The organism is Paraburkholderia podalyriae (assembly GCF_014397785.1).
In the GTDB taxonomy this organism is placed as follows: Bacteria; Pseudomonadota; Gammaproteobacteria; order Burkholderiales; family Burkholderiaceae; genus Paraburkholderia; species Paraburkholderia podalyriae.
On record NZ_VZQQ01000292.1, the window covers coordinates 1 to 525 of the forward strand.

The 525-nt window shown below is 61.5% G+C and carries 1 protein-coding gene; it reads left to right on the forward strand.

What is annotated here, in order from left to right:
* Positions 1-61 precede the first annotated feature (61 nt).
* The coding region (locus F6X42_RS46690; protein WP_187639793.1) for a helix-turn-helix domain-containing protein at positions 62-525 on the forward strand (464 nt) is incomplete at its 3' end.

A 525-nucleotide genomic window follows, 5' to 3' on the forward strand; every position in this document is an offset into this window, starting at 1 on the left:
TTGAATGATGCCGATCACGTACTAAAGTGTCCTGTGTGGCACTTGATACGAGGAGGCGACGATGAGCGGACGGCCCAAAGGGGAACTCGTGCTGAGCGAATCGGAGCGCGAAGAACTGCAAGCGCTGTCGATGCGACGCAAGACCGCACAGGCCCTGGCATTGCGGGCGCGCATCGTGCTGGCCTGTGCCGATGGCATGGACAACAGGACAGTTGCGGCGAAACAGCGGGTCACTCAGCAGACGGTTTCGAAGTGGCGGGCGCGGTTCGTGATTCATCGTCTGGACGGACTGCTCGATGCACCTCGGCCCGGCGCGCCGAGGACGATTGATGACGCGCGCGTCGATGCGGTTATCGCGAAGACGCTCGAGTCCGTGCCTCCCGGAGCGACTCACTGGCGCACGCGCACAATGGCTCGCGAGATGAAATTGTCGCAAACGGCGGTCACGCGGATCTGGCGTGCTTTTGGATTGCAGCCGCATCGGCAGGAAACGTTCAAGCTCTCCAGCGATCCGATGTTCGTCAA